Source organism: Lolliginicoccus lacisalsi, assembly GCF_014841105.1.
GTDB lineage: Bacteria > Actinomycetota > Actinomycetes > Mycobacteriales > Mycobacteriaceae > Lolliginicoccus > Lolliginicoccus lacisalsi.
In genome coordinates, this window is the sequence record NZ_JACYWE010000002.1 from 57,261 (window position 1) to 83,501 (window position 26,241).

The window sequence follows — 26,241 nt, forward strand, 5'->3', positions numbered from 1 at the left end:
GCAGACGTGGCAGCTGGCCTCTTTGGGTGGCAGCTCGCGGCGAGCGAGCCCGCCCAGCCAGCAGAGCCCGCCCAGCAGAGCGGCCGACCCGTTGCCCCGTGGCCTCAGTAGCCGCTGATGGCGGGGTCGGCGTCGCCCACAGCCTTGGTCAACAGGCTCCGCCGGTACTCCTCGAGCGCCACGAGGTCACCGAACAACCCGTGGTAAGCGTCCGGGTCCTCGGTGGGGGACATGCGCTGCAGCCGCGACTTGAGCTCGGCGATCTGCCCGCCTACCCATACTTCCTGGAGCCGGGCGAGGACTCCGCCGATGTAGCGCGGCACGGCATCCTCGTCGACGGGCATGTTCTCGATGGCGAGCTCGGAGACCAGCCGGATGTGGGGAGCGTCGAGGCTGGCGGTCACCGCGCTGATCCAGTCGGCGCCGCTCATCCCGGCGGTGGTGCCTCCCGCGCGGAGAATAGCTTCGTGCACGGCGTGGTAAGCCGGATGGGTGAACGTCTCGTCGGGCAGGGCGGCGAAGATCGTTCCGGCGATCGCGGGGTATTGCAGAGCGGCCTTGAGCGCTTCCCGCTCGGGCCAGAAGGCTGGGTCGCGCGGGGCTGGCATGCGCGGGGCGGCGGGAGCGCTGGTGGCCTCCTCCGCAGGCGATGCCGCAGGACTCTTGGCGGGGGTGGTCGCGGCGGTGGATCGGGCGTGCTGCGCTTCCTCGCGAACGCGCTTGCGGACTTGCGCCACCTTGTCCCAGCCGACCCATTCAGCAAGCTGGCGGGCGTAGTCGTCGCGCAGGGCGCTGTCCTTGATGCGGGCGACGATGGGCACGGTGCGGCGCAGGGCCTCGACGCGGCCTTCCGGGGTGTCGAGGTCATGCTCGGCGAGGATGGATTGCACGGCGAACGCGAACATCGGGGTGCGCCGGGCGATCAGGTCACGCACGGCGGCGTCGCCGCGCTCCTTGCGGAGGTCGCACGGGTCCATGCCATCGGGGGCGATGGCGACAAACGTCCGCCCGGTGATCTTCTGGTCGCCGTCGAATGCCTTCAGGGCGGCGTTGCGACCCGCGTCATCACCGTCGAAGGTGAAGATCATCTCGCCGCGGAAGTAGTCGTCGTCCATCAGCAGGCGACGCAGCACCGAGGTGTGCTCATCGCCGAACGCGGTCCCGCACGCCGCCACGGCTGTGGTGATGCCGGCGAGATGCAGCGCCATCACATCGGTGTAGCCCTCGACGATCACGGCCTGGTGCTGGCGGGCGATGTCGCGCTTGGCGAGGTCGAGCCCGAACAGCACGTTGGACTTCTTGTACAGCATCGTCTCGGGGGTGTTCAGGTACTTGGCCTGTGGGTCGTCGTCGAAGATCTTGCGCGCGCCGAAACCGATGACGTCGCCCGAGAGGGTGCGGATGGGCCACACGAGGCGCCGGTGGAAGCGGTCCATGGGGCCGCGCTTGCCCTCGCGGGACAGCCCCGCCGCCTCGAGCTCCTTGAACTCGAAGCCATTGCGCAGCAGGTGCTTGGTGAGGGTGTCCCAGCCCGATGGCGCGTACCCGCACCCGAAGCGTGCCGCCGCGGCCTGGTCGAAATCGCGCTCGGTGAGGTAGCGGCGGGCGGTCTCGGCCTCCGGTGAGACGAGCTGCTGCGCGTAGAACTCCTGCGCGGCTGCGTTGGCGGCGACGAGCCGGGCGCGGGTGCCGCGGTCGCGCTGCACGGAGGGCCCGCCCCCCTCGTAGCTGATGCGGTAGCCCACCCGGTCCGCGAGCTGCTCGACGGCCTCGGTGAAGCTGACGTGCTCGATCTTCTGCAGGAAGGAGTAGACATCGCCGCCCTCGCCGCAGCCGAAGCAGTGGAAGTGCCCGTGGCTGGGGCGCACGTGGAACGACGGGGTCTTCTCGTCGTGGAACGGGCAGAGTCCCTTCATCGACGTTCCGGCGCGACGCAGGGACACGTATTCGCCGATGAGCTCGTCGATCGCTATGCGCTCGCGGATCGCCGCGATGTCTCTGTCAGGGATACGGCCGGCCACGCGACGAGTGTACGGCCCGGCGCGGGGATTGCCGACCGGCTGCGGCTAGCCCCAGGCTGCCTGTGCGCCGCGGCTCGACTTGTCTACCCGCTCGAGCCGGTGCTCGGTGTAGGAGGCGATCTGGTCGACGATGACGCGCATCCGGGCAGCGTCGCTCGTCGCGTTCTCCCAGGAGGGGACGAACAGCGCATCGAGCCCCACCGGCGCGGTGTGCAGGAGGTACTGCGCGACCCGGTGGATGCGGTCGCGCTCGCGCTCCTGCCCGGCCCGGTGCTGCGGGTTGGTCATGACGTAGCGCAGGGCCATCGTCTTGAGCAGGATCACCTCGGCCTCCACGACGGGAGGGATGCGCAGGCCGCTGGCGTAGCGGCCGATCGGCCCGTCCCCCGCGGCCGAGCGGGTGGCGAGGATCGCGGCGGAGGCGAAACGGCCCACGAGCTCGCTGGTCATGGTCTTCATCGCGACCGAGCAGGCGAGCGTGCCGTCATATTTGCCGACCGCTTCGACCACCGGGAGCGCCGCGAGCCGATTGGCCGCCTCGACGAGCACAGCGGGGTCGGCGAACCCGAACTCGCGGCAGCCGACCTCGGCAAGGTCGCGCTGCTCGGTGGGGTCGGTGAGCGCCCGCAGGTCCAGCCTGCCCTCGATCACCCCATCCTCCACGTCATGCACCGAGTAGGCGACATCGTCGGACCAGTCCATGATCTGCGCCTCGAGCGCCCGCTCGGCATCCGGAGCGCCATCGCGCAGCCATGCCAGGGTGGCGGCGTCGTCATCATAGGCACCGAACTTTCGGGAGCCGCCCGGGGCAGCCGAGGCCGTCCACGGATACTTCGTCGCCGCGTCGAGCGAGGCCCGCGTCAGGTTGAGGCCCACGCTGCGCCCCTCGTCATCGAGCACCTTCGGCTCGAGCCGGGCAAGGATGCGAAGGCTCTGGGCATTGCCCTCGAACCCCCCGCACCCGGCAGCGACTTCCTCGAGGGCCCGCTCGCCGTTGTGCCCGTACGGGGGGTGGCCCAGATCGTGAGCGAGGCCAGCGAGATCCACGAGGTCCGGGTCGGCACCGAGACCCTCAGCGATGCTGCGGCCGATCTGCGCGACCTCCATCGAATGGGTCAAGCGGGTGCGCGGTGTATCGCCCTCCCCGGGGCCGACGACCTGGGTCTTGTCGGCGAGCCGGCGCAGCGCCGCGGAATGCAGCACGCGCGCGCGGTCGCGGCTGAACTGACCCCGGTGCGTCGAGGTTGCCCCGGGAAGGGCCGAGCGCTTCGGCGCCTCGTCGACCCGGCGCTCGAGGTCGTGCTCGGCATAGATGTACCGGCGTTGCGTCATGATGCACCGTCCTCGGTCTCGGGGAGCTCGCGCTCCTACAGGCTGGGCGCGTACGGCAGGTCCTGCGAAGAGTGCGTCACCTGGTAGTAGAGCAGGGCGGCGGTCTCCCGCGCTATTCCCTTGAACTGGGACTCGCGGGTCCACACCGCGGGACCGGACCGCACCGGGGCAGTCGTCGCGTCGAGCCCGGCATCGCGGGCCATGATGCGGGTGCGGAGGCTGTGCCACGGATCGGTGGTGATGATGATCGAGCCGAGGCCCCGCTCGGCGAGCTCCCTGGCCACGGCGTCAACGCTCTCGATGGTGTCGCTGCCCTCCTCCACGGCGAGGATATGAGCAGCCGGGACATCCTGCCCGATCAGGTAGGTGCGACCGGCCGCGGCCTCGGTGAAGGCATCGCCCTCCTGCTTCCCCCCGACCGTGACGATGAGGGCCGCGGCGCCATCGCGGTAGAGCGATGCGGCCTGGTCGAGGCGCGCCTGGAACACATCGGTGGGAACCCCGTTGTACTGGGCGGCCCCGAGGACGACGATCGCATCCGCCGGCCCGTTGTCGCTCATGCGGGCAACCTGCCACACCCGCCCCGCGGTGCCGAGCACGACGACCAGCGCGATCAGGATCGCCCCGATCACGAACCGCCCGATCCACCGTAGGATCACCGCCGCATTCCTCCTGCCTGGCTCGCGATGCCAGCGCGCCCGCTGCTGCATCCGTGCTCACCAGTGTGCCAGCTTGCCCCGGCTCCGGAGAGTGACGTCGTTCACCGTCGGGGCGAATCGGCTAGATTCAACGCCATGCATCGCCCGCGCCCCGCCCCTCGCACCGGTCCTCGCCGCGCAGCATGGGCCACGCTGCTCGCGCTCCTGCTCGTGATCGCCCCGGGCCTCGTCCTCGCGCCGGGACTCCCGGTGGCCCAGGCCGAGCAGCCCTTCGAGCTCCGCGATCGCATCACCGACAATGCAGGCGTGCTCGCCCCCGAGGAGGCCGAGTCGGTGCGGGAAGCGATGAACGGGCTCTCCGACGCGCATGGAATCCGGTTGTGGGTGGTCTTCACCGATAGCTTCTCCGGCATCGACGCGGCCACCTGGACGGACAGCGTGGCCGAGCTGAGCAGGCTCGGCGACCAGGATGTCGTGCTGGCGGTGGCGGTGGGCGATCGCGAGTACTACCTGGGCCTGGCATCGGCACTGACCAGCGTGAGCAGCGCCGAGGAGCAGTCGATCGCCCGCGACGATATCGAGCCCCACCTGGCCGCGGACCGGTGGGCAGCCGCGGCACTGGGGGCGGTGGAGGGCCTCGAGCGGGCCGTGGCGCCCTCCACGGGCAGCGGCGCGGCCGGGATCATCGTCCTGGTCGCGATCATCGCCGGCGGCGCGGTCCTCGTCGTGCTGCTAGTGCGCCGGCGCAGGTCCCGTGCCGATCAGCAGGCGGCGCGGCTCGCTGCGCTCGACCTGACCAATCGAGCGGTGGTGGCCCAGCAGCCCGTGACCGCCCTCGAGCCGCTCTCGCGCACCATGCTCGTCGACACCGACAACGCCATCAGCTCCAGCGCCGAGGAGCTCGCGCGCGCCGCCGACGAGTTCGGCGACCGAGGCGCGGCAGGCTTCCGCGCCGCCGTCGATGCCGCCCGCAACGATCTCGCGCGAGCGTTCCAAATACGCCAGCAGCTCGATACCGGCACCGGCATCCCGATGCTCCAGCGCCACGCCATGCTCGTCGATCTCGTGACGCTCTGCGCGCGCGCCGACGCCGCGCTCGACGAGCAGGTCGAGGCGTTCGACGCCAAGCGCGACCTGCTCGTGCATGCCCCCGACACCCTCGATGCCGTGGCGCGCGACATCGTCACGATCAACGTCCGCCTCCCCGAGGCGGAAAAGACCCTCGCCACCCTGAAGGAACAGTTCGCCCCCGAGGCCCTCGCCACGATCATCACCAATCCCGGCCTCGCCCGGGACCACGTGCAGCTCGCGGAATCCGCGAGCAGCAAGGCCCACGAGGCCCTCGGCCGCGGCGACGCGGAGGCCGCCGTCTCCCAGGTGCGTGCCGCCGAGTCCGCCGTCAGCCACGCCAACGCCCTGATCGCTGGAGTGGAGAACGCCGAGAACGATATCCGCGCCGCGATCGACAAGCTGCCCGCCGCCATGGCAGATCTCGACCAGGACATCGCCGAGGCGCACCGCCTCGGCTCGCGCGGCGGCACCCGCCTCGCGGAGGCCCGCGCCCGAGCCGAAGCAGCCCTCGCGCACGCCCGCCGCGCCCAGGGCAGCGACCCCCTCGGCAGCATGAAGCACATCGTGCTCGCCGACGACGCCCTCGACGACGTGCTCGCCGAGGCCACCGAGAACGAGCGGCGCCGCCAGCATGCCGCCCGCGCCCTCGCGAACGATCTCGCCGCCGCCAAGGCGCACGCCAGCGCGACGCGGGACTACATCTCCACCCGGCGCGGAGCCGTGAGCGCGCAGCCGCGCACCAAGCTCTCCGAGGCCATGCGGCACCTCGCCGATGCCGAGGCGAAGTCCGCCGCCGACCCGGTCGCGGCGCTGAACCTCGCGCGGGCCGCGATGCAACTGGCCCAGCAAGCCCTCGCCGAAGCGCAGAACGAGGTGCGCACCTGGGAAGGCCAGCAGCAGCGCGCGTTCGGCTATGCCCCGGGCGGCGGCTCCACCTATCGGAACACCCGCAACCCCGCGACCGGTGCCGTCCTTGGCGGCGTGCTCGGAGGCGCCCTCGCGCACGGGATGCAGAACCGCAGCAGGCCAAGCAGGGCCGCCCGCCCCGCGCGCCGGCACGGACGCACCGCGCAGACCCGCTCGTTCGGGGGACCCCGCACTTCCGGTCGGCGCGGCACCGGTGGTCGCTTCTAAGATCGGTGGCACCGACCCGAAGGAGCCCCGTGCACACCAGATCACGAGCACCCTGGCCACCGGAATGGCCGCGCACCGCACCGCTAGGCAGGACGTGGCTCGGCATCGTCGTGCTGGCCCTGCTCGCCGTCGGCGCGCTCGCCGCGGGAATCACCGGGCTCGCAGACGGCACGCCCGTGGTCCTGGTGATCGGCCTGCTCTTCGGGATCGCGCTCGGACTGACCGCGGCGTACCTCGTGGCGCGCAGCATCCGGCCCCGGTTCCGGCGCAGCGATATTCTCACCACGACCGACCGGGATGGCACCCCGGTGACCCGCATCCGCCAGTCCGCGCTCTTGTTCCACCTGCGCACCGCGATCATTGCCGCGCTCGCTCTCGCCTTTGCCATCTCCGCGATCGACCACTACGCGAGCACCGGCAGCGAGGGCCTGCTCGGGGTCCTGATCTACGTGCTGCTCGCCGGGTTCTTCGGCTCCTACGTGCTCGCCGCCACCACCGGCGCCCTGGCACCTGGGCACCTCGACCTCTCCGCGCACAGCGTGCATCACCGCGGCTGGAGCTTCGAGGCCACCATGCCCTGGCGCACCCTGCTCGTCGCCCAGCCCGTCTTCGAGGACCGGCACCACGGCATCCAGTTGATCGGCGATCCCGGCAAGAAGTGGGAGCACGCCTACACCGTGCGGCTGTGGCGCATCGACCGCGTTGCCCTGGTCCCGATCATCGACCTCGACACCCGGCGATTCCGCATCCCGCCGGACGTGCTGGCCGCCTGCCTCGCCCACTACGCGATGGCCGCCCCCGACCGGGCCGAGCTCGGCACCGATCGGGCGCTCGCCCGCATCGCCCGATGGTGGCCAGAACCATGACCTGCCCGACCTCACATCGCGCGCCCCACGCGCGTCTACCTTGGTGATGTCCACCCGATCGCGCGATGCCCCGCCTTTCGAGAGCGTCGTGGAGCAACATGGCCCGATGGTGCTGCGCGTGTGCCGCGCCCTCCTCGGACCCAGTCCAGATGCCGATGATGCCTGGTCCGAGACGTTCCTCTCCGCGCTGCGCGCCTACCCCGCGCTGCCCGCCGGGGCGAACACCGAGGCGTGGCTGGTGACCATCGCGCACCGCAAGGCCATCGACGTGGTCCGCGCCCGGCAACGGCGGCCTGTTCCCGTTCCGGACGTGCCCGAGCCGCCCCGGCACGATGCACCAGAAGCCGCGGGCACCGGCATCTGGCAGCAGGTAGCCGCGCTGCCGCCCCGACAGCGGCAGGTGATCGCCTACCGGTACCTCGCCGGCCTCCCCTACTCCGATATCGCCGCCATCACCGGAGGCACTGCTGCCGCGGCCCGCCGCGCCGCCGCCGACGGGATCGCCGCCCTCCGCCGTACGCTCAGCACCTCCGAGGAATCCCGATGAACCAGCCTCTCGAGACCTTGCCTCCTGACCTTCTGCGATCGCTCGCCGCGAGCAGTCCGGCCCACCTCGCCACGCTGCGCGACCGCCCTGGCCAGCAGGCCGCCCGCGAGGAACTGCTCGACGTCGCGATCTGCACCACCGACACCCCCGTGGGCGAGCTGCTCCTCGCCGCCACGACCACCGGGCTCGCCCGGATCGCCTTCGCCAACGAGGACCGCGACCATGTCCTCGAGCAGCTCTCCCGCGTTCTCGGCCCGCGCATCCTCACCAGCCCCCGAGCCCTGGACCAGGCACGGCGCGAGCTCGACGAGTACTTCGCCCGCAGCCGCACCAGCTTCACCATTCCGCTGGACTGGTCGCTCACGCACGGGTTCCGCCGCACCGTGCAGGAGTACCTCCCCCGCATCGCCTACGGGCGCACCAGCTCCTACAAGGACGTCGCCGACGCCGTCGGCAACGCGCGCGCCATTCGCGCCGTCGGCACCGCCTGCGCCACCAATCCCCTGCCCATCGTGGTGCCCTGCCACCGCGTGCTGCGCAGCGACGGCTCGCTCGGCGGTTATCTCGGGGGGCTCGACTCCAAGACTTTGCTGCTGGAGCTCGAGCGTGGCTGACGAGATCCCCGACCTGCTCGGCGCCAGCCCCGTCCCCGTCGCGGATGGTGCTACCTGGCTGCCCGGATGGCTCGCCCCGGCCCAGCAACGATGGTTGGCCGACCAGTTCCGCGCCTGGGCCGCCGGACCCGTCCCGGCCTCCTCGCCGCTGATCCACGGCAACCGCATGTCCACCCGCATGGTGTGCCTGGGCTGGCACTGGACCGCCACGGGATACCGCCGCGAGGCCAGCGACGTCAACGGGCAGCGGGTGCTCGCCGTGCCGGAATGGGCACAGCGGCTTGGCCGGGCTGCCGTCGCTGCCGCCCGGGGCGCGCCTGCCCCCGATTACCAGCCCGATGTCATCCTCGCGAACTACTACTCGGCCGAGGCCCGCATGGGCATGCACCAGGACAAGGACGAGCAAGCCGACGCGCCCGTCGTGTCCCTCTCCATCGGCGATACCTGCACCTTCCGGTTCGGCAACACCCGTACTCGCGCCCGCCCCTACGCGGACATCCCGCTTGCCTCGGGAGACGCATTCGTCTTCGAGGGGCCCGCGCGGCTTGCCTACCACGGCGTCACCCGCATCCATCCCGGCACCGCTCCCCCAGGCTGCGGCCTCGACAGCGGACGCATCAGCATGACCTTCCGCATGACAGGGCTACCCGGATGACACGGCCCAGCGACCTCGTCATCGGCGCCGACGGCCTCGCTCGTCCACCTTGGGCCGCCAGCGACGCGCTGCTGCGCGACTACTACGACACCGAGTGGGGCATGCCCGTCACCACCGAGCGGGGCGTCCTCGAGCGGCTATGCCTCGAAGGATTCCAGGCCGGCCTGTCCTGGGCCACGATCCTGCGCAAGCGCCCTGCCTTCCGGGACGCCTTCGCTGGCTTCGAGCCCGAAGCTCTCGCTGGATTCGGGGAACGCGATGCCGACCGGCTCATGGGCGACGCGCGGATCGTGCGGAACCGCCGCAAGATCGAGGCCACCATCACCAACGCTCGCGCCACCCTCGCGCTTCGCGACGATCCGGTGCTGCGTGCGCTCGCCACGCGTTCGGTGCGCGCTCCCGTGCTCGAGCGCGGGCTGCCAGTCCTGGTGTGGTCGTTCCAGCCCTCGCGGACTCCCGCCCCGCGCGCCCTCGCCGAGATCCCGACCACCTCGCCCGAGTCCGTGGCATTGAGCCGGGAGCTGAAGCGTCGCGGGTTCCGGTTCGTCGGCCCCACCACGATGCATGCGCTCATGGAAGCGATCGGGGTGATCGATACCCATCTGGTGGGCAGCCACCGCCGCGGCAGCTCCGGGGTGTGGGGGTGATAGGCCTCGGCCGGGGCTGGCGGGGGCTGGCGGGGGCTGGCCCTGCTGCGACCCCGCTGCGCCGGCCCGGCCAGGCAAACGCGATAGAAGCCCTCCGCCCAACGGCGTGTCACCCCGGCGTGTCGGCCAGTTTCCGGTGCGTTTGGCCGGTGCGTTTGGCACCCTCACCCGGACAAGCGAGAAGTCCCCGCGCGGGGCCGAGGAAATGGGCTCCGCGCGGGGACTTCCGCTAGCTGGCGACCGGGACGCCGCTCAGGCGCCGATCAAGCGCTGGGCGAGGGACTCCTCGACCTTGTCGAGGGCGATCCGCTCCTGCGCCATGGTGTCGCGCTCGCGGATGGTGACGGCGTGATCGTCGAGGGTGTCGAAGTCGACGGTGATGCAGAACGGGGTACCGATCTCGTCCTGGCGGCGGTAGCGGCGACCGATGGCCCCGGCGTCGTCGAACTCGACGTTCCAGTGCTGGCGCAGCTGCGCGGCGAGATCCTTGGCCTTGGGCGTGAGGTCAGCGTTGCGGCTCAGGGGCAGCACCGCGGCCTTGACGGGGGCGAGGCGCCGGTCGAGGCGCAGCACGACGCGGGTGTCCACGCCACCCTTCGAGTTGGGTGCCTCGTCCTCGCTATAGGCGTCGACGAGGAACGCCATGAGCGAGCGGGTGAGCCCGGCCGCGGGCTCGATGACGAACGGGGTGTAGCGCGTCCCGGTGGCCTGGTCGTAGTACGACAGGTCCACGCCGGAGTGCTTGGCGTGGGTGGAGAGGTCGTAGTCGGTGCGGTTGGCGACGCCCTCGAGCTCGCCCCAGCCGCTGCCGGAGAAGCCGAAGAGGTACTCGATGTCGACGGTGCGCTTCGAGTAGTGCGAGAGCTTGTCCTTCGGGTGCTCGAACAGGCGCAGGTTCTCGGGGTTGATGCCGAGGGCGGTGTACCACTTGAGGCGGTAGTCGATCCAGTACTGGTGCCATTCCTCGTCGGTTCCGGGCTCGACGAAGAACTCCATCTCCATCTGCTCGAACTCGCGGGTGCGGAAGATGAAGTTGCCGGGGGTGATCTCGTTGCGGAAGCTCTTGCCGATCTGCCCGATGCCGAACGGGGGCTTCTTGCGCGCGGAGGTCATCACGTTGGCGAAGTTGACGAAGATGCCCTGGGCGGTCTCGGGCCGCAGGTAGTGCAGGCCTTCCTCGTCGTCGACAGGACCAAGGAAGGTCTTGAGGAGCCCGGAGAAGGCGCGCGGCTCGGTCCACTTGCCAGGTTGGCCGGTATCGGGATCGTTGATGTCGGCGAGGCCATTCTCGGGCGGATGGCCATGCTTGGCCTCGTACGCCTCGATGAGATGGTCGGCGCGGTAGCGCTTGTGGGTGGGCAGCGACTCGACGAGCGGGTCGGTGAACACAGCGACGTGGCCGGAGGCTTCCCAGACCTGGCGGGGCAGGATGACCGAGGAATCGAGGCCGACGACGTCATCGCGGCTCGTGACGATGTTGCGCCACCACTGCTTCTTGATGTTGTCCTTGAGCTCGACACCGAGGGGGCCATAGTCCCAGGCGGACCGGGTGCCGCCGTAGATCTCGCCGCAGGGGTATACGAGGCCGCGGCGCTTGCATAGGTTGACGACCGTGTCGATACGGTTGGACTTGCCTGCCACTGGGGGTGCACTCCATCTTGTCGCGAGGTCACTGATCTCTTCAGCGCTGCCGGCCAGCACTGTGGGGCCAGCCGGGAGACTTCTCAGTCCCGGTCAGTCTAGGCAACGCGGGGACGAACGCTAAACCGGCCCGGCCTGCTGCGCTAGGCTTGACCCTTGACATGCACGTCCATGCATATAATCATGGTTATTATTTCCATTAATCGTGAGGAGCTTACCCTGACCGGCACCGGCATCTTCGACGACAGCAGCGAGGTCGAGCACACCAAGCCGACCACGCCCGCGGCCCCGCTGCCCCCGCAGCGCACCCTCATCGCCGCCGGCGAGCTCCTCCGCGCTCTCGCCGCTCCCGTGCGCATCGGAATCGTCCTGCAACTGCGCGAGTCCGAGCGCTGCGTGCACGAGCTCAAGGACGCGCTCGGTGTCACCCAGCCACTGATCAGCCAGCACCTGCGCGTGCTGAAGTCCGCAGGCGTCGTAGAGGGCGAGCGCTCCGGCCGCGAGGTCCTGTACCGCCTCGTCGACGACCATCTCGCTCACATCGTCGCCGACGCCATCGCACACTCGGAGGAAACCCGATGAGCACTAATCCCCCCACCAGCACCGGCAAGCGCGCTGCGCCCACCATCGGGGTCCGGTCTACCCGCCAGCGCAGCACCATCACCGCCCTGCTCGACGATGTCGACGAGTTCCGCTCCGCCCAGGAACTCCACGACGTGCTACGCCAGCGCGGCGAGACCATCGGCCTCACCACCGTCTACCGCACCTTGCAATCCATGGCCGACACCGGCGCGGTCGATGTCCTGCGCACCGACACCGGCGAGGCGATGTACCGCCGCTGCTCGAGCTCGCATCACCATCACGTGGTGTGCCGCGAATGCGGGTACACCGTGGAGGTGCACGGCGACGTCGTCGAGAAATGGACCGCGTCGGTGGCCAAGGCGAACGGGTTCGCGGACGTCTCTCATATCGTGGAAATCTTCGGCGTGTGCGGGGAATGCCAGCGCAAGGGGTAGGCGCCCGCCCGCGGGTGGGCTCGAGCACGTGCGGCGGCCCGGCCAGCGCGCAGCGGCCCGGCCAGCGCGCAGCGGCCCTGCCCTGCCCGGCGAGTGTGCGAAGAACGGCAGCTTTTCGCGCTAGAGGTGTCGCTTTTCGCACACTCGAGGCCGAAACGGGCGCACCCAGCCACCGAGGCCGAAGTACCGAGGCCGAAGCACCCAGCCACCGAGGCCGAAGCCACTAGCTGGTGTTGACCCCGCCGTAGCGGCGATCCCGCTTGGCGTACTCGACGCAGGCAGCCCAGAGGTCGCGGCGGTCGAAGTCCGGGAACAGGGTCTGCTGGAACACGAACTCGGCGTAGGCGGACTGCCACAGCAGGAAGTTGGAGGTGCGCATCTCGCCGGACGGCCGCAGGAAGAGGTCGACGTCCGGCATGTCGGGCTCGTCGAGGTGGCGGGCGAGCATGGCCTCGGTGATGCGGTCGGGGTTGAGCTGCCCCGCGGCGGCCTTGCGGGCGAGCTCGCGGGCGGCGTCGACGATCTCCGCGCGCCCCCCGTAGTTGACGCACATGGTGAGGGTGAGCCGGGTGTTGTCCTTGGTCATCTCCTCCGCGATCTCGAGCTCGCGGATGACGCTGCGCCACAGCCTCGGCCTGCGCCCGGCCCAGCGCACGCGCACGCCCATCTCGTGCATCTCGTCGCGGCGGTTGCGGATGACATCGCGGTTGAAGCCCATGAGGAAGCGGACCTCCTCGGGACTGCGGCGCCAGTTCTCGGTGGAGAAGGCGTACGCGGAGAGCCATTGGACACCGATCTCGAGGGATCCGCACACGACGTCCATGAGAACGGATTCGCCGCGCTTGTGGCCCTCGGTGCGGGGCAGTCCACGTTCCTCGGCCCAGCGGCCGTTGCCTTCCATGACGAGGGCGACGTGGTGGGGCACGAGCTCGGCGGGCAGGCGGGGCGGTGTCGCGCCGGAGGGGTGCGGGTCCGGGGGCCGGATCTCGCGCTCGTCGATTGCTGCTGTCCTACGCCAGGAGGATCGTCGCTGTGCCACGGTTCTCATCTTGCCTGACGGTCGCTGCGGCCCGGGAACGGGCACCACCGCGGCCGAGCCCGCGCCGTCTAGGCGGGCGCGCCGACCGGATCCGGCGCGGGACCCGCGTGGGGGCGGGACCGCTCGATGAGGGGCAGCGTGCGCAGTTGCCGCTCGAGGTGCCATTGCAGGTGCGCGGCGGTGAGTCCACTGGCCTGGCTGCGCACCGCGGGCGTCGTGGCGATGGCCTGTTCCCAGTGGCCGTGCACCAGCGCGGTCATCAGGGCGAGCACGTCCGCGCTGGGCGTGGCAGCACCGGCGGGGCGGCAGGCCACGCACACCATGCCGCCCGCGGCGACGTGGAAGGCGCGGTGCGGGCCACTGGTGCCGCAGCGCGCGCAGTCCCACAGTGCGGGCGCCCATCCGGCGAGGCCCATGGCGCGCAGGAGGTAGGCGTCGAGGATCAGCTCGGTGGGGCGCTCCTCGGCGACGAGGGCACGCAGCGCGCCGACGGTGAGGTGGAAGAGTCGCGGAGCGGGGGCATGCTCCTCCCCGGCGAGGCGCTCAGCGGTCTCGAGGATCGCGCAGGCGGTGGTGTAGATGCCGTAGTCGGTGACGGTCTCGGCGGCGAACCCGTCGAGCACCTGCACCTGGGTGACGATGTCGAGGTTGCGGCCGGGGTAGAGCAGCACATCGACGTGGTTGCCGGGCTCCAGCCGCGCGCCGAACTTGGAGCGGGTGCGGCGGATCCCCTTGGCGACGGCACGGACAATGCCGTGCTCGCGGGTGAGCAGGGTGAGAATACGGTCAGCCTCGCCCAGCTTGTGCTGGCGAAGCACGATCGCGCGTTCCCGGTATAACCTCACGTCCCTAGTGTGCCACCGTGGTCGGACATGTTCAGCGCGGCTCGCGCTGGGCGGGGATCGCGTGGCTCGCCGGGGATGAGGGGTGCCGCTCGGGCACCTGGAACTGGTAGCCGAGCCCGCGGATGGCGCGCAGCCACTGCGGATCATGCTCGTCATCGCCGAAGCGCTTGCGCAGCCGCGCGATGTGCACGGTAAGGGTATTGCTGTTGGTGGCGCTGCTCCCCCACACGGCGTGAACGAGCTCGGTGCGGGGCACCACCATGCCGGGCCGCTCGGCGAGGTAGCGCAGCAGCAAATACTCGCGCGGTGGCAGGCGGAGGCAGTCACCGTCGATCCACATCTGGGGCGCCGCGCCATCGATGCGGAGCCTGCCGAGATCTATGGTGCTCCGCCGGGCCTCGTGGGCAACGACGTTGTTGAGGTAGGACTGCACGATCACCGCGAGCTCCTGGGTGCGGTACGGCTTGGGCACCACGATGTTCGCCGCGGCGGAGGCCCGGGCGACGAAGTCCCCGTCGCTGGGTGCCGCGGCGACAAGGATCGGCAGGTCCGGGTCGCCCTGGCGCACGAGGTCGAGGAACTCCAGGGAACTGATCAGGCCGCCGACGGGGGCGAGGACCACGAGGTCGGGCCGGAGCCTGCCGACGATGAGGAGCGCCTCGGCGGGCTCGAGGCACGCGTGAACGGTGTAGGACTGCCCGCGCAGGCCCTCGGCGAGCGCGGTGACGGCGTCCTTGTCATCGTCGACGACGAGGACCATCGGATGGTGGCGGACGGTTGCCGGATCACTGAGCTCGGAAAGCTTGCGCGCGCCCACGAACGCGACATCGATGTTCGCCACCACCGCGTTGTCACTTCACTTTCTGCTCGGGGCCCTGCCTGTAGCGAACGGCGAGGGAGCGGACCATCAGCCGAAGCGACCGGAGATGTAGTCCTCGGTCCGCTGGTCACTGGGGTTGGAGAACATCTTGGCGGTGTCGTCGTACTCGACGAGGCGACCGGTGCGATCACCATGCTCATCGGCCTCGGCGGTGAAGAAGGCAGTGCGCTGCGAGACGCGCGCGGCCTGCTGCATGTTGTGGGTGACGATGACGATGGTGAACTCCTCGGCGAGATCGGCCATCAGGTCCTCGATCTTGAGGGTGGCGATGGGATCGAGCGCGGAGCAAGGCTCATCCATGAGGATGACCTCGGGCTTGGTGGCGATGGCCCGAGCGATGCACAGGCGCTGCTGCTGCCCGCCGGAGAGCGCGAGGGCACTGTCCTTGAGCATCGTCTTCACCTCGTCCCAGATGGCGGCCTTGCGGAGCGCCTCCTCGACGAGGTCATCCATGTTGTCGACCTGCATGTTGGTCACCCGGGGGCCGTAGGCGACGTTCTCGTAGATCGACTTGGGGAACGGGTTGGGCTTCTGGAAGACCATGCCGATGCGGCGGCGCACCTCGGTGGCGTCGACGCCCTCGCCGTAGATGTCGGTGCCCTCGAAGCGGATCATGCCCTCGACGCGGGCGCCGGGGATGAGGTCGTTCATGCGGTTGAGCGCCCGGAGCACGGTGGACTTGCCGCAGCCCGAGGGGCCGATGAGCGCGGAGACCTCGTTGCGCGCGAAGGTCATGTTCACGTCGCGCACGGCAAGGTGCTTCTTGTAGAAGACCCGGACGTCGTCGCAGGTGATGGCGGGGCCGCTGCGGCTCGCGGAGCGCGCCGGGCGTGCATGCCCCAGGTCAAGACGGACGCCAGGCTTCTCGCCAGCGTCGGTGGATTGGGACAGGTCCTTGCCGGATGACGTCACGTGGGCCATGGGGTTTGCTCCTCGGGTGGTGGGGTTCTCGTCGGTCCGGACGGTAGGGGTCCCCTGCCCGTCCGGTGACGCGGCATCAGCCGAAGCGGCCACTGATGTAGTCCTCGGTCCGCTTGTTGGTGGTCTTGGTGAAGATGTAGTCGGTGCTAGCGAACTCCACGAGCTCTCCCGCGCGGCGGTCGCCATCGCCATCCTCGACGCTGAAGAAGGCGGTCTTGTCGGATACGCGCGCCGCCTGCTGCATGTTGTGCGTCACGATCACGATGCTGAAGGATCCCGCGAGCTCCCGGATGAGATCCTCGATCTTCAGGGTAGCGATCGGATCGAGCGCTGAACAGGGCTCGTCCATGAGCAGCACTTCCGGCTCCACCGCGATCGCGCGCGCGATGCACAGGCGCTGCTGCTGCCCGCCGGAGATGGCGGTGCCGCTTTCCTTGAGCTTCTTGTACACCTCGTCCCAGAGGCCAGCGCGCCGCAGCGACTGCTCGACGAGGTCATCCATGTTGCCCTTGTAGCCATTGAGGCGGGGGCCGAAGGCGACGTTGTCGTAGATCGACATCTGGAATGGGTTGGGGCGCTGGAAGACCATGCCGATGCGGCGGCGCACCTCTCCCCCGTCGATATCGGACTCATAGATGTTCTCGCCATTGAACCGGATCTCGCCGTCGACGCTGGCGCCGGGCACAAGATCGTTCATGCGGTTGAGCGACCGGAGCAACGTGGACTTGCCGCAGCCCGAGGGGCCGATGAACGCGGTGACCTCGTTGCGGGCAATGGCGAAGCTCACATCGCGGAGCGCTGTGAAGCTGCCGTACTTGACCGATACCTGGTCGATCTCGAACACGGCATCGTCAGCGCCCGCGGGCGAGACGGTCGAGCCGGTGGATTCCTGCACTGTCATGGCTATCACTTCCGCTTGTTGGCCCGGGCACCGATGACGCGGGCGGCGATGATCATGAACAGGACAAGCCCGAACAGGCTCAGTGCACCACCGAAGGCACGCTCGAGGCCCGCCTCGAAGGGCTGCCGGGCACCGTTGTAGATCTGCAGCGGCACGGCGGCCTGGGGATCGCCCTGGAAGGCTGTGACGAGGAACACGGAGCCGAGCGCGGTGAGGATCAGCGGCGCGGTCTCGCCGATGCCTCGCGCAACCGCCAGCATGGAGCCGGTGATGAGTCCCGGTGCCGCAGCGGGCAGCACGGTCCGCATGATGGTCTGCGCCTTGCCCGCACCGAGGCCGTAGGAGGCGTTGCGCCACTCGTCGGGGACGAGCTTGAGCATTTCCTCGGCCGAGCGGGTGACGATCGGCAGCATGATGATGGCGATGGCGACGGCGGCAGCGAAGGTACCGAAGCCGAGCGAGATCCAGCCCGAGACCATGAGGCCATAGACGAACAGGCCCACGAAGATCGAGGGGATGCCGGTCATGACGTCAGTGAAGAACCGGACCACCGTGGACAGCTTGCCCGTGCCGTATTCCACCAGGTAGATCGCAGTGGCGATGCCCAGTGGCACAGCCATGAGGATGGCGAGGGCCATGATGTAGAGGGTACCGAAGAAGCCGGCCAGGTAGCCGCCGCCCTCGCGGGTGTAGGGAGGCTCGTTCTCGGTGAAGAACTCGATGCCGATCACGCCCGCGCCGCGGTAGACGACATAGGCGATGATGAGGAACAGCGGGATCACCGCGATCGCCATGCCCACGGTGAGCAGGCTGCTGAATGCCTTGTTCGATACGGTGCGCCGACCGGCATTGCCGGCCCGGTTGCGCAGGCTGCGATGCTCCGCACGGGGGGTAGGTCTATCAAGCTGGGTGGTCATACTGCTGAGTCTCCCGTCATGCGACCGAGCCGCCACACAATGAGGCGAGCGACAACGTTGACGATCATGGTGACGACGAACAGTGCGACACCGATCGCCATCAGGCCCCGGATGGCCTCGGGGGCAGCGTCCTGGAAGGTCGCGGCGATGTGCGCCGCCATGGAGTCACCGCCCTGGACCAGGCTGGAACTGACCTTCTGGGTACTGCCAATGAGGAACAGGACGGCGACGGTCTCGCCGAGCGCGCGGCCAAGCCCGAGCATGCTTCCACCGACGATGCCGGACAAGCTCGAGGGCAGGATGACCTTGCGGATGACCTCGAAGCGGGTCGCCCCGAGGCCGTAGGCGGCGTGCTGCTGTTCGATCGGATTGACGAGGAATACCTCGCGGAAGATCGCGGTCATGATCGGCAGGATCATGATGGCGAGCACGATGCCAGCGCTGAGGTAGCTAGTACCGAAGACAGGCCCGTCGAGGAGGAAGAACCAGCCGAACACATCCGCGAGCGGCTCGAGCACGTAGGGCCGGAGCACGTTGGGCATGAACCAGAAGAAGCCCCACATGCCGAAGATGATGGACGGCACCGCGGCGAGCAGCTCGACGCTGTAGGAGAGCGGGCCACGAAGCCTGTTCGGGGCGAGCTGGGTGAGGTACAGCGCGACCGCGATGGCGAGCGGCAGCGCGATGACGATGGCGATCAGCGAGGTGACCAGCGTTCCGTAGATGAACGGCCAGGCACCATAGGTGCCGGTGATCTCGTTGCGGGAGTACCCGGCTTCCCAGTCCTGGCCGAAGAGGAAGCCGAAGAAGCCTTCCTTCTGGAAGATCGGCATTGCGTCCTGGGTGGTGCGGATGACCATCAGCGCCAGGATGATCAGGACGGTGGTGGCCGCGATGGCCATCGTCCAGCGGAAGATGGGGTCTGCGAATCGGCCGCGGGAGCGGTTTCGCAATTCGGGACCACTAGGTGGTGTGAGTACCGACATGGGGTCTTGTCTCCGTATGTCTGCGTCGGGGCAAGGGTGGTGCTGGGGACGCGGTCCAGCGCGGCCGGCGATCACCGACCGCGCTGGGGTTCTACCGCCTAGCAGTCACTGCGCTCAGGTCTCGAGGACGTCAGTTCTGCGAGTTGATGCGCTCGACCTGCTCAAGGACGCGATCCTTGAGGCCGTCGCCCATCGGGGCGTAGCCAAGCTCGAGGGCGAGGTCATCCGCTTCCTGGTCGGTGAGCACCCAGGTCCAGTAGTCCTTGAGCATCTCAGCGGTGTTGTCGTCGTAGCCGCACTCGTACGCGAAGATCCAGTTGGTGCCGGTGATCGGGTAGCCCTCGCCACCGATGCCATCGATGGTGAACTGGAACGACTCGGGGATCTCCGCTTCCTCGGAGGCCGCGGTGGTGGCCTCGAGGGTCGGGTAGATCTCGTTGCCATCCGAGTTGACGACAGCAGCCTGCGGCAGGCCCAGCTCGAGCGCGTACGCCTGGTTCACGTAGCCGATCGCGCCATTGTTCTGCTCGACCTGTCCGGAGACGCCCTCGTTGCCCTGTCCACCGATGGTGCCGTTGGCCCACTGGACCTCGGTGCCCTCGCCGAAATCGCTGGCCCAGTCCTCGTCCTCGGTGGTGAGGAAGTGGGTGAACACGAAGGTCGTGCCGGAGCCGTCGGACCGGTGCACGGGGATGATGTCGAGGTCAGGCAGATCCATGTCTGGGTTCAGTTCCTGGATCGCCTGGTCGTTGTAGTTGGTGATGTCACGTGCGTAGATGTCAGCGATCACCGCGGGGGTGAGCACCAGGCCATCGAGCGCGGGATCGTTGAACACCATGGCAACGGAACCGAAGATGACGGGGAACTGGATGGCCTCGCAGCCGCGGCCGTCGGAGGCCTCCTGGAGGGCCTCGTCGGTGAGGAATCGCTCGGAGGAGCCGAAGTCGACCGTCTGGCGCAGGAACTGCTCGATGCCGCCGCCGGAGCCGATGCTCTGGTAGTTGATGCGCACACCAGGCTGGGTCTGCTGGTAGGAAGCAGCCCACTCCTGGAAGACCGGGTTCGGGAAGGATGCGCCGGCACCAGTCAGGGTGCCGTTGAGCGAGCCCTCGCCCCCGCCGTTATCACTGCCGCAGGCCGCGCCGAATGCAACGACCGGCACGGTCGCGCCGAGGGCGACCAGGGAACGCCACTTGCCCATGCTTTTTCTCCTTGGAAGAGTTCGTTCTCGGTTTCGGCGGTTTCGCCAACCAACGTGAACGTATCCGGTTCGCATGAACGAGGAGTGCCTGTAGGCAAACGAAAGGTGAACAGAGCTGATCGCCGTCATGAACCCCTGCTCGGGACGTGTCCTGGAACACTAGGACAGGCTCATCCCAATAGTCCTAGAAGCCCAGTTTTCCGAGCTGTTTGGGATCCCGTTGCCAATCCTTTGCCACCTTGACATGCATATCGAGGAACACCTTGGTGCCAAAGATCCGCTCGAGCTGCGCCCGCGCCGCGCTTCCCACGGCACGCAGCCGGGTGCCGCCCTTGCCAATGATGATGGACTTCTGGCTGGGCCGCTCGACATACAGGTTCGCGAAGATCGTCAGCACCGGCTGGCCCTTCTTGTTGGTGCTGTCCTTGAGCTCCTCGATGACCACCGCGAGGGAGTGGGGCAGCTCCTCGCGCACGCCCTCGAGGGCGGCCTCGCGGATCAGCTCCGCCATGAGCACCGTCTCGGGCTCGTCGGTCAGCTCGCCCTCGGGATACAGAGCCGGGCCCTCGGGCATCATCGTGCGCAGCAGCTCGGTGAAGCGCTCGACGTTCTCGCCGGTCTTCGCCGAGACCGGGATGACCGCGGCCTTGTCCCCGAGCTCCTTGGACACAGCGACCAGTTGCTCGAGGACCTCGTTCCTCGACACCTTGTCGATCTTGGTGACCACCCCGAGCACGGGCGTGCGGGGGGCCACCGACCGGAGCTGCTCGAGGATCCAGCGATCGCCCGGGCCGATCTTCTCGTTCGCCGGGATGCACACGCCCACGGCATCGACCTCTGCATAGGTATCGCGCACGAGGTCATTGAGCCGCTGGCCGAGCAGCGTGCGGGGGCGATGCAGGCCGGGGGTGTCGACCATCACGATCTGCCCGTCCTCGCGATGGATGATGCCGCGGATGGTGTGCCGGGTGGTCTGCGGGCGCGAGGAGGTGATCGCGATCTTGGCGCCCACGAGCGCATTGGTGAGCGTTGACTTGCCCGTGTTGGGGCGGCCCACGAGGCACACGAACCCGGATCGGAAGTCAGTGGTCATGGTGGTGTTCCTTCGTTTCGTCCAGGTGCGGGCCCACGCTAGCCGTGGCATCGCGCGGGAGAGCTTCGTCGCGCTCGGCAGCCTCGAGCTCATCGTCGAGGTCCCGGCTCGCGAGCACGGTATGGATCCGGACCCTCCCGCGTAGATCCTTGCCGCCCTCGGCCACCAGCTTGATGCCGTTGATCCGCACCTCGGAACCGGGCAGCGGGACACGTCCGAGCTCGTGCGCGAGCAGCCCGCCCACGGTCTCGACATCCTCCTCGATCCGCCCGTCGAACAGCTCGCCGAGGTCGTCGATGGAGATGCGCGCCGATACACGGAACATGCCGTCCTCGAGCGGGACCACGGGCGGCGTCTCGTCCGTATCGTACTCGTCGGCGATCTCGCCCACGATCTCCTCGAGGATGTCCTCGATCGTCACGATGCCCGCCACGCCACCATACTCATCGACCAGCACGACCATATGGTTGCGATCGCGCTGCATGTCAGCGAGCAGGATATCGAGCGGCTTGGTGTCCGGGACGAACACCGCGGGCCTCATGAGCTCGCGCACCAGGACGCTGCGCCCGCCATCGACGGCCGTGTAAGTCTTGGTCACGAGGTCCTTCAGGTAGACGACACCGGTGATGTCGTCGATGTTCGAGCCGACCACAGGGATGCGCGAGTGACCGCTGCGGATCGCCAGCGAGGTCGCCTGGCCCGCATGCTTGTCCTGCTCGATCCACACCATCTCGGTGCGCGGCACCATCACCTCGCGCGCGATCGTGTCACCCAGCTCGAACACGGACTGGATCATGCGATGCTCGTCGTCCGCGACGACTCCCCGCTCCTGCGCGAGGTCCACGAGCTCGCGGAGCTCGATCTCGGAGGTGAACGGGCCATGCCGGAAGCCCTTGCCCGGCGTGACGGCATTGCCTAGCAGGATCATGCCTCGCATCAGTGGGCCGAGCAGCGTGCCCAGGATGCGCAGGGGGATCGCGACCGCCACCGAGACCATGTAGGCGTGCTGCCTGCCCAGGGTGCGCGGCCCCACGCCGATGAGCACGTAGGACACCACGACCATGATGATCGCGCTGAGCACGAGCGCCCAATGCGTCTCGAGCTGGTCGAGAAGAAGGGAGGCGAGGAGCACTGTCGAGGCGATCTCGCAGACCACCCGGAGAAGCACCGCGAGGTTGACGTACTGCGCGCGATCATCGACGAGGCGGCGCAGCGCCCGGGAACCGGTGGCGCCCGTCTCGGCGAGCTCCTGAACGCGAGCCACGGACAACGTATTGAGACCGGCATCGATGGCGGCGAAGACCCCGCCGAGGAGGACAAGAAGGACAATGGTGGCGAGCAGCATGACGTCGAGGCTTTCCGTGGCTGGTCCCGTCACCGATCCGAGGAGTCGTCGAGCAGGCCGACCTTGCCAAGCAGCCGCCGGTCCCGCTCGACCTGCGCGGCCTTGCGGGCCTTCTCCTCCTGCGCCGCGACCCAGTCCGCGAGCAACTGGTTCTGCAGCCCGAACATCTCTTTCTCCTCGTCCGGCTCGGCATGGTCATAGCCGAGCAGGTGCAGCACCCCGTGCACGGTGAGGACCGCGAGCTCGTGCTCCGGCGAATGGCCAGCCTGCTCGGCCTGCTCCGCCGCCACCTGGGGGCAGATGATGATGTCGCCGAGCATCGCTGGACCGGGATCCGCGGCGTCGGGGCGCCCGCCCGGGGTCAGCTCGTCCATCGGGAAGGACATCACGTCCGTCGGCCCGGGCAGGTCCATCCACTGGACGTGCAGCTCGGCCATCGTGTCCTTGTCCACGAACACCATCGACAACTCCGCCGCCGGGTGCACATCAAGGCGGTCGAGGACGTACCGGGCCACCGCCATGAGGCGTTTCGCCGGTACTGCCGTGCCGCTCTCGTTGCTGACTTCGATGCTCACCCTGCGGTGCTACCTTTCATGGTTCTGCTGGCCCAATGCCCGTGCCGCGCGCGATGCGCTGCCGACGGTGCTCATACCCTACCGCCCGCCGGGGGCGGCTCCTACCTGCGCGGCAACCGGTGATCAGGACCACGACGGCGCGGACCATCCCCGACCGGCCGCGGCCCGGTGGAGCGCTCGGCATCCTCGAACCGCGCGTAGGCGTCGACGATGTCAGAGACGAGCCGGTGGCGCACCACATCCTTGCTGGTGAGGTGGATGCGAGCGATGCCATCGATGCCGTCGAGGATCTCCGAGGCCACGTGCAGGCCAGACCGCGTGCCCGAGGGCAGGTCCACCTGCGTGACGTCCCCGGTGACGACGATCTTCGAGCCGAAGCCGAGGCGGGTGAGGAACATCTTCATCTGCTCGGGGGTCGTGTTCTGTGCCTCGTCGAGGATGATGAAAGCATCGTTGAGGGTGCGGCCGCGCATGTAGGCCAGCGGCGCCACCTCGATCACCCCTGCCTGCATGAGCTTGGGGATCGCAGCGGGATCGAGCATGTCATGCAGCGCGTCGTAGAGGGGACGCAGGTAGGGGTCGATCTTCTCGTTGAGGGTGCCCGGCAGGAACCCGAGCCGCTCCCCCGCCTCCACCGCGGGACGGGTGAGGATGATGCGCGTGACGTTCTTGGCCTGCAGCGCCTGCACGGCCTTGGCCATGGCAAGGTACGTCTTGCCCGTGCCCGCCGGCCCGACCCCGAAGACGATCGTGGACTCGTCGATCGCATCGACATAGGTCTTCTGGTTGACGGTCTTCGGGCGGATCGTCTTGCCGCGGCGGGAGACGATATCGAGGCTGAGCACCTCGGCGGGCGAATCATGCGTGCCCTCAGTAAGCATCGCCACGCTGCGCTCCACGGCATCGAGGGTGAGCGCCTGGTCCCTCCCCACGATGGTGAGCAGCTCATCGAGCACGCGCTCGGCGAGCGCCACGTCCGAGGCGTGGCCCGTGAGGGTCACCTCGTTGCCACGCACATGGATATCGGCGTGGAGCAAGCGCTCGAGCAGGCGAAGGTTCTCGTCGGCCGAGCCGAGCAGCGGGAGCACTGTGTGGGGCGGGAGCTGCACGCTCGAGCGCACCGAGCGCTCCATGGCAGCGCGCGCCGCCGACTGGAGGGACGCCGAAGGGGTCGACGCGTTCTGGTCATCGTCCTGGGCCGACACGATGGGTCGCGAACCTGCTTCCTGGTAGCGATACGGGGACCACGCGGGGCGCGTGATCGGATGGAATCAGTCTATGCCGGGTTGCCGCCCGGCGTCGCGCGAGAATCCCCGCGCGCCCATGTCGCGAGCAGAATCAGTCGATGGGCGTGGTGCTCCACTTGGAGGTCAGCACGCCGAGCGCACCGAGCGCGACCGCCCCCGCGGTGGAGGTGCGCAGGACCGTCGGCCCGAGCAGCGCGCAGCGCGCGCCCGCGCCCACGAACAGGTCGAGCTCCTCCGGCGCGACCCCGCCCTCGGGGCCGATGACGAGCAGCAGCTCGGAAGCCTCCGCGAGCGGGATGTCATTGATGTGGCGCATGGAGGACTCATGCAGGACCAGGGCGATGCCGCCCGCGCCGACGGTGGCCTCGATGAGCTCAACGACCTGCCGCGACGAGTGCTGGTCGCGGACCTCGGGGAAGTGGGTGCGGCGGGCCTGCTTGGCCGCGGCGAACGCGGTCTTGCGCCACTTGTCCACGCCCTTCTTCATCTTCAGGCCGTCCCACCGGGCCACGCAGCGCGATGCCGACCACGGCACGATCACATCGGCCCCGGCCTCGGTGACGAGCTCTACCGCGAGCTCGGATCGCTCCGACTTGGGCAGGGCCTGCACGATGGTGATGCGCGGACCGTGCGGCGGCACCTGCGCGCGCTCGGTCACGCGGATCTCGACGAGATCCTTCGCGGTGCGCTCCACGATGCCCCGCGCGGTGCCGCCCGTCCCGTCGGTGAGCACGAGCTCCTCGCCCACGCGCATGCGGCGAACGGTGGCCGCGTGGTGGCCCTCCGGGCCCGCGAGCACCACGAGCCCGCCATTGTGCTCGGGCAGGACATCAAGGTGAAAGATCGATGCGGCCACGGTGCTAGTGACCACTCACGAAGTCGCGCAGCTTCGAGAAGATCTTGCTCCCATGGTGGGAGCCGCTGGTCACGACCTCGGCAGTATCACGGTGGCGGGAATCACGGAACGATCGCAGCAGGTCAGCCTGCTTGTGATCGAGCTTGGTCGGCACGACCACCTCGAGATGCACGTAGAGATCGCCGCGGCTATCGGTACGCAGCCGGGGCATTCCCTGGCGCGGGACAGTGGCCACCGCGCCCGGCTGGGTGCCGGCCTCGACATCGATCTCGATCGGCCCATCAATGAGGCTCTCGAGGGTGACGGTGGTGCCGAGCGCGGCATCGACCATGGGCACGCGCGCGGTGCAGTGCAGGGCATCGCCATCACGGACGAAGGTGTCATGGGGCTGCTCGACGACCTCGACGTAGAGATCACCAGCGGGGCCGCCGCCCGTGCCGACCTCGCCCTGGCTGGCGAGCCGGACCCGCATGCCATTGGCCACCCCGGCGGGAATGCGCACGCTGATGTCGCGGCGGGCCCGCACGCGCCCATCGCCACTGCACTTGCGGCAAGGATCAGGGATGATGCTGCCAAACCCGTTGCACGTGGGGCAGGGCCGGCTGGTCATGACCTGGCCGAGGAAGCTGCGCTGCACCGACTGGATCTCGCCCGCACCACGGCACGTATCGCACTGCACGGGCTTGGAGTCGCCGTTGGAGCCGGAGCCGTGGCAGGTGTCGCACAGGATGGCGGTATCGACGGTGACCTGCTTGGTGACGCCGCGCGCGCACTCCGCGAGATCGAGGCGAACCTTGATCAGGGCATCGGCACCGGGCTGCACACGGCTGCGAGGCCCGCGCGAACCCATTCCCTGGCCGCCGAAGAACGCCTCGAACACGTCGCCGAGGCCGCCGAATCCCTGGCCGTTGAAGCCGCCGCCAGCGCCCGCGCCGGCGGGTCCCTCGAGCGGGTCGCCGCCCATGTCCACGATCTTGCGCTTCTGGGGGTCGCTGAGCACCTCGTAGGCCGTGGTGGCTTCCTTGAAGCGGTCCTGCGCGGCTGGGTCAGGGTTGACGTCCGGGTGATACTCGCGCGCGAGCTTGCGATACGCGCGCTTGATCTCCTGCTCGGTCGCCGACTTAGTCAGTCCCAGCGTCCCGTAGTAGTCACGTGCCACGTCTGTGTCTCGTCCTGTTCTCGCTCTGCGGATCGTTTGGCCTGCCGCCGCAGCGGACGACGGCCATTGACCG

The 26,241-nt window shown here is 68.9% G+C and carries 26 protein-coding genes; 8 read left to right on the forward strand and 18 right to left on the reverse strand.

Annotated elements, in window-relative coordinates; genetic code table 11:
* Positions 1 to 104: 104 nt before the first annotated feature.
* Genes dnaG through HT102_RS03755 form a run of 3 tightly spaced genes read right to left on the reverse strand, consistent with a single transcriptional unit; the run spans position 105 to position 4,063 of the window.
* On the reverse strand, positions 105 to 2,021 hold the full coding sequence (gene dnaG / locus HT102_RS03745; RefSeq protein WP_192038089.1) for a DNA primase: 1,917 nt from the start codon (positions 2,019 to 2,021) through the stop codon (positions 105 to 107).
* 45 nt (positions 2,022 to 2,066) lie between these two features.
* On the reverse strand, positions 2,067 to 3,353 hold the full coding sequence (locus HT102_RS03750) for a deoxyguanosinetriphosphate triphosphohydrolase (RefSeq protein ID WP_192038090.1): 1,287 nt from the start codon (positions 3,351 to 3,353) through the stop codon (positions 2,067 to 2,069).
* Between the two features lie 35 nt (positions 3,354 to 3,388).
* Positions 3,389 to 4,063 (reverse strand): YdcF family protein, encoded by a 675-nt coding sequence (locus tag HT102_RS03755; protein WP_192038091.1) that lies wholly within the window; start codon positions 4,061 to 4,063, stop codon positions 3,389 to 3,391.
* A gap of 84 nt (positions 4,064 to 4,147) precedes the next feature.
* On the opposite strand from HT102_RS03755, the gene HT102_RS03760 reads away from it, so the two are divergent.
* The 6 genes from HT102_RS03760 to HT102_RS03785 are packed head-to-tail and all read left to right on the forward strand — an operon-like array spanning position 4,148 to position 9,546.
* Positions 4,148 to 6,217, forward strand: a complete 2,070-nt coding sequence (locus tag HT102_RS03760; RefSeq protein ID WP_192038092.1) for a TPM domain-containing protein — start codon at positions 4,148 to 4,150, stop codon at positions 6,215 to 6,217.
* A gap of 29 nt (positions 6,218 to 6,246) precedes the next feature.
* A complete protein-coding gene (locus tag HT102_RS03765; RefSeq protein ID WP_192038093.1) occupies positions 6,247 to 7,083 on the forward strand; it encodes a GumC domain-containing protein in 837 nt (278 codons plus the stop codon).
* Between the two features lie 46 nt (positions 7,084 to 7,129).
* Entirely contained in the window at positions 7,130 to 7,630 is a 501-nt protein-coding gene (locus tag HT102_RS03770) for an RNA polymerase sigma factor (protein ID WP_192038094.1), read from the forward strand.
* The gene (locus HT102_RS03775; protein ID WP_192038095.1) at positions 7,627 to 8,244 is read left to right on the forward strand and encodes a methylated-DNA--[protein]-cysteine S-methyltransferase; all 618 of its coding nucleotides are present in this window, start codon (positions 7,627 to 7,629) and stop codon (positions 8,242 to 8,244) included. The genes HT102_RS03770 and HT102_RS03775 overlap by 4 nt, the downstream gene beginning before the upstream one ends.
* A complete protein-coding gene (locus HT102_RS03780; protein ID WP_192038096.1) occupies positions 8,237 to 8,899 on the forward strand; it encodes an alpha-ketoglutarate-dependent dioxygenase AlkB in 663 nt (220 codons plus the stop codon). The genes HT102_RS03775 and HT102_RS03780 overlap by 8 nt, the downstream gene beginning before the upstream one ends.
* Positions 8,896 to 9,546 (forward strand): DNA-3-methyladenine glycosylase I, encoded by a 651-nt coding sequence (locus tag HT102_RS03785; RefSeq protein ID WP_192038097.1) that lies wholly within the window; start codon positions 8,896 to 8,898, stop codon positions 9,544 to 9,546. The genes HT102_RS03780 and HT102_RS03785 overlap by 4 nt, the downstream gene beginning before the upstream one ends.
* Positions 9,547 to 9,798: 252 nt before the next feature.
* Here HT102_RS03785 and HT102_RS03790 read toward each other — a convergent pair whose 3' ends face one another.
* Positions 9,799 to 11,187: a glycine--tRNA ligase gene (locus HT102_RS03790; RefSeq protein ID WP_192038098.1), complete on the reverse strand. Its 1,389-nt coding sequence runs from the start codon at positions 11,185 to 11,187 to the stop codon at positions 9,799 to 9,801.
* 156 nt (positions 11,188 to 11,343) lie between these two features.
* Here HT102_RS03790 and HT102_RS03795 point away from each other — a divergent pair, with 156 nt between their 5' ends.
* A complete protein-coding gene (locus HT102_RS03795) occupies positions 11,344 to 11,769 on the forward strand; it encodes an ArsR/SmtB family transcription factor (RefSeq protein ID WP_225443211.1) in 426 nt (141 codons plus the stop codon).
* Positions 11,766 to 12,203, forward strand: coding sequence for a Fur family transcriptional regulator (locus HT102_RS03800; protein WP_192038099.1), 438 nt, complete (start codon positions 11,766 to 11,768; stop codon positions 12,201 to 12,203). Before HT102_RS03795 ends, HT102_RS03800 begins: the two co-directional genes overlap by 4 nt.
* 223 nt (positions 12,204 to 12,426) lie before the next feature.
* Here HT102_RS03800 and HT102_RS03805 read toward each other — a convergent pair whose 3' ends face one another.
* From HT102_RS03805 to dnaJ, 14 genes are all read right to left on the reverse strand, one after another.
* Positions 12,427 to 13,251, reverse strand: coding sequence for an isoprenyl transferase (locus HT102_RS03805; RefSeq protein WP_192038100.1), 825 nt, complete (start codon positions 13,249 to 13,251; stop codon positions 12,427 to 12,429).
* Between the two features lie 59 nt (positions 13,252 to 13,310).
* On the reverse strand, positions 13,311 to 14,087 hold the full coding sequence (recO, locus tag HT102_RS03810) for a DNA repair protein RecO (RefSeq protein WP_192038101.1): 777 nt from the start codon (positions 14,085 to 14,087) through the stop codon (positions 13,311 to 13,313).
* A 31-nt stretch (positions 14,088 to 14,118) separates the two neighbouring features.
* Positions 14,119 to 14,928: a response regulator transcription factor gene (locus tag HT102_RS03815; protein WP_192038102.1), complete on the reverse strand. Its 810-nt coding sequence runs from the start codon at positions 14,926 to 14,928 to the stop codon at positions 14,119 to 14,121.
* A 66-nt stretch (positions 14,929 to 14,994) separates the two neighbouring features.
* Complete coding sequence (pstB, locus tag HT102_RS03820) at positions 14,995 to 15,888, reverse strand: phosphate ABC transporter ATP-binding protein PstB (RefSeq protein ID WP_225443212.1); 894 nt, start codon at positions 15,886 to 15,888, stop codon at positions 14,995 to 14,997.
* A gap of 76 nt (positions 15,889 to 15,964) precedes the next feature.
* The gene (gene pstB / locus HT102_RS03825) at positions 15,965 to 16,789 is read right to left on the reverse strand and encodes a phosphate ABC transporter ATP-binding protein PstB (RefSeq protein WP_192038103.1); all 825 of its coding nucleotides are present in this window, start codon (positions 16,787 to 16,789) and stop codon (positions 15,965 to 15,967) included.
* Between the two features lie 5 nt (positions 16,790 to 16,794).
* Positions 16,795 to 17,706 carry a phosphate ABC transporter permease PstA gene (gene pstA / locus HT102_RS03830; RefSeq protein ID WP_192038104.1) on the reverse strand — a complete coding sequence of 304 codons (912 nt, stop codon included), beginning with the start codon at positions 17,704 to 17,706 and terminating at the stop codon, positions 16,795 to 16,797.
* A complete protein-coding gene (gene pstC / locus HT102_RS03835; protein WP_192038105.1) occupies positions 17,703 to 18,692 on the reverse strand; it encodes a phosphate ABC transporter permease subunit PstC in 990 nt (329 codons plus the stop codon). Before pstC ends, pstA begins: the two co-directional genes overlap by 4 nt.
* A 130-nt stretch (positions 18,693 to 18,822) precedes the next feature.
* Entirely contained in the window at positions 18,823 to 19,893 is a 1,071-nt protein-coding gene (gene pstS, locus HT102_RS03840) for a phosphate ABC transporter substrate-binding protein PstS (RefSeq protein ID WP_192038106.1), read from the reverse strand.
* 184 nt (positions 19,894 to 20,077) lie between these two features.
* Complete coding sequence (era, locus tag HT102_RS03845) at positions 20,078 to 20,986, reverse strand: GTPase Era (RefSeq protein ID WP_192038107.1); 909 nt, start codon at positions 20,984 to 20,986, stop codon at positions 20,078 to 20,080.
* Complete coding sequence (locus HT102_RS03850; RefSeq protein ID WP_192038413.1) at positions 20,976 to 22,331, reverse strand: hemolysin family protein; 1,356 nt, start codon at positions 22,329 to 22,331, stop codon at positions 20,976 to 20,978. Before HT102_RS03850 ends, era begins: the two co-directional genes overlap by 11 nt.
* Positions 22,332 to 22,360: 29 nt before the next feature.
* Positions 22,361 to 22,906 carry an rRNA maturation RNase YbeY gene (gene ybeY, locus HT102_RS03855; protein ID WP_192038108.1) on the reverse strand — a complete coding sequence of 182 codons (546 nt, stop codon included), beginning with the start codon at positions 22,904 to 22,906 and terminating at the stop codon, positions 22,361 to 22,363.
* Positions 22,907 to 23,007: 101 nt separating this feature from the next.
* Positions 23,008 to 24,039, reverse strand: a complete 1,032-nt coding sequence (locus tag HT102_RS03860; RefSeq protein ID WP_192038414.1) for a PhoH family protein — start codon at positions 24,037 to 24,039, stop codon at positions 23,008 to 23,010.
* 205 nt (positions 24,040 to 24,244) lie between these two features.
* Positions 24,245 to 25,009: a 16S rRNA (uracil(1498)-N(3))-methyltransferase gene (locus HT102_RS03865; protein WP_192038415.1), complete on the reverse strand. Its 765-nt coding sequence runs from the start codon at positions 25,007 to 25,009 to the stop codon at positions 24,245 to 24,247.
* Positions 25,010 to 25,013: 4 nt separating this feature from the next.
* Entirely contained in the window at positions 25,014 to 26,168 is a 1,155-nt protein-coding gene (gene dnaJ / locus HT102_RS03870) for a molecular chaperone DnaJ (RefSeq protein WP_192038109.1), read from the reverse strand.
* Positions 26,169 to 26,241: the final 73 nt, after the last annotated feature.

Bases quoted from the DNA above. Each gene is read 5' to 3' on its own strand.
- HT102_RS03750 (WP_192038090.1), bottom strand. From the start codon at position 3,353: ATGACGCAACGCCGGTACATCTATGCCGAGCACGACCTCGAGCGCCGG.
- HT102_RS03755 (WP_192038091.1), bottom strand. From the start codon at position 4,063: ATGCAGCAGCGGGCGCGCTGGCATCGCGAGCCAGGCAGGAGGAATGCG.
- HT102_RS03760 (WP_192038092.1), top strand. From the start codon at position 4,148: ATGCATCGCCCGCGCCCCGCCCCTCGCACCGGTCCTCGCCGCGCAGCA.
- HT102_RS03770 (WP_192038094.1), top strand. From the start codon at position 7,130: ATGTCCACCCGATCGCGCGATGCCCCGCCTTTCGAGAGCGTCGTGGAG.
- HT102_RS03775 (WP_192038095.1), top strand. From the start codon at position 7,627: ATGAACCAGCCTCTCGAGACCTTGCCTCCTGACCTTCTGCGATCGCTC.
- HT102_RS03785 (WP_192038097.1), top strand. From the start codon at position 8,896: ATGACACGGCCCAGCGACCTCGTCATCGGCGCCGACGGCCTCGCTCGT.
- HT102_RS03800 (WP_192038099.1), top strand. From the start codon at position 11,766: ATGAGCACTAATCCCCCCACCAGCACCGGCAAGCGCGCTGCGCCCACC.
- HT102_RS03805 (WP_192038100.1), bottom strand. From the start codon at position 13,251: ATGAGAACCGTGGCACAGCGACGATCCTCCTGGCGTAGGACAGCAGCA.
- pstB (WP_225443212.1), bottom strand. From the start codon at position 15,888: ATGGCCCACGTGACGTCATCCGGCAAGGACCTGTCCCAATCCACCGAC.
- pstB (WP_192038103.1), bottom strand. From the start codon at position 16,789: ATGACAGTGCAGGAATCCACCGGCTCGACCGTCTCGCCCGCGGGCGCT.
- pstA (WP_192038104.1), bottom strand. From the start codon at position 17,706: ATGACCACCCAGCTTGATAGACCTACCCCCCGTGCGGAGCATCGCAGC.
- pstC (WP_192038105.1), bottom strand. From the start codon at position 18,692: ATGTCGGTACTCACACCACCTAGTGGTCCCGAATTGCGAAACCGCTCC.
- pstS (WP_192038106.1), bottom strand. From the start codon at position 19,893: ATGGGCAAGTGGCGTTCCCTGGTCGCCCTCGGCGCGACCGTGCCGGTC.
- era (WP_192038107.1), bottom strand. From the start codon at position 20,986: ATGACCACTGACTTCCGATCCGGGTTCGTGTGCCTCGTGGGCCGCCCC.
- HT102_RS03850 (WP_192038413.1), bottom strand. From the start codon at position 22,331: ATGCTGCTCGCCACCATTGTCCTTCTTGTCCTCCTCGGCGGGGTCTTC.
- HT102_RS03860 (WP_192038414.1), bottom strand. From the start codon at position 24,039: ATGGAGCGCTCGGTGCGCTCGAGCGTGCAGCTCCCGCCCCACACAGTG.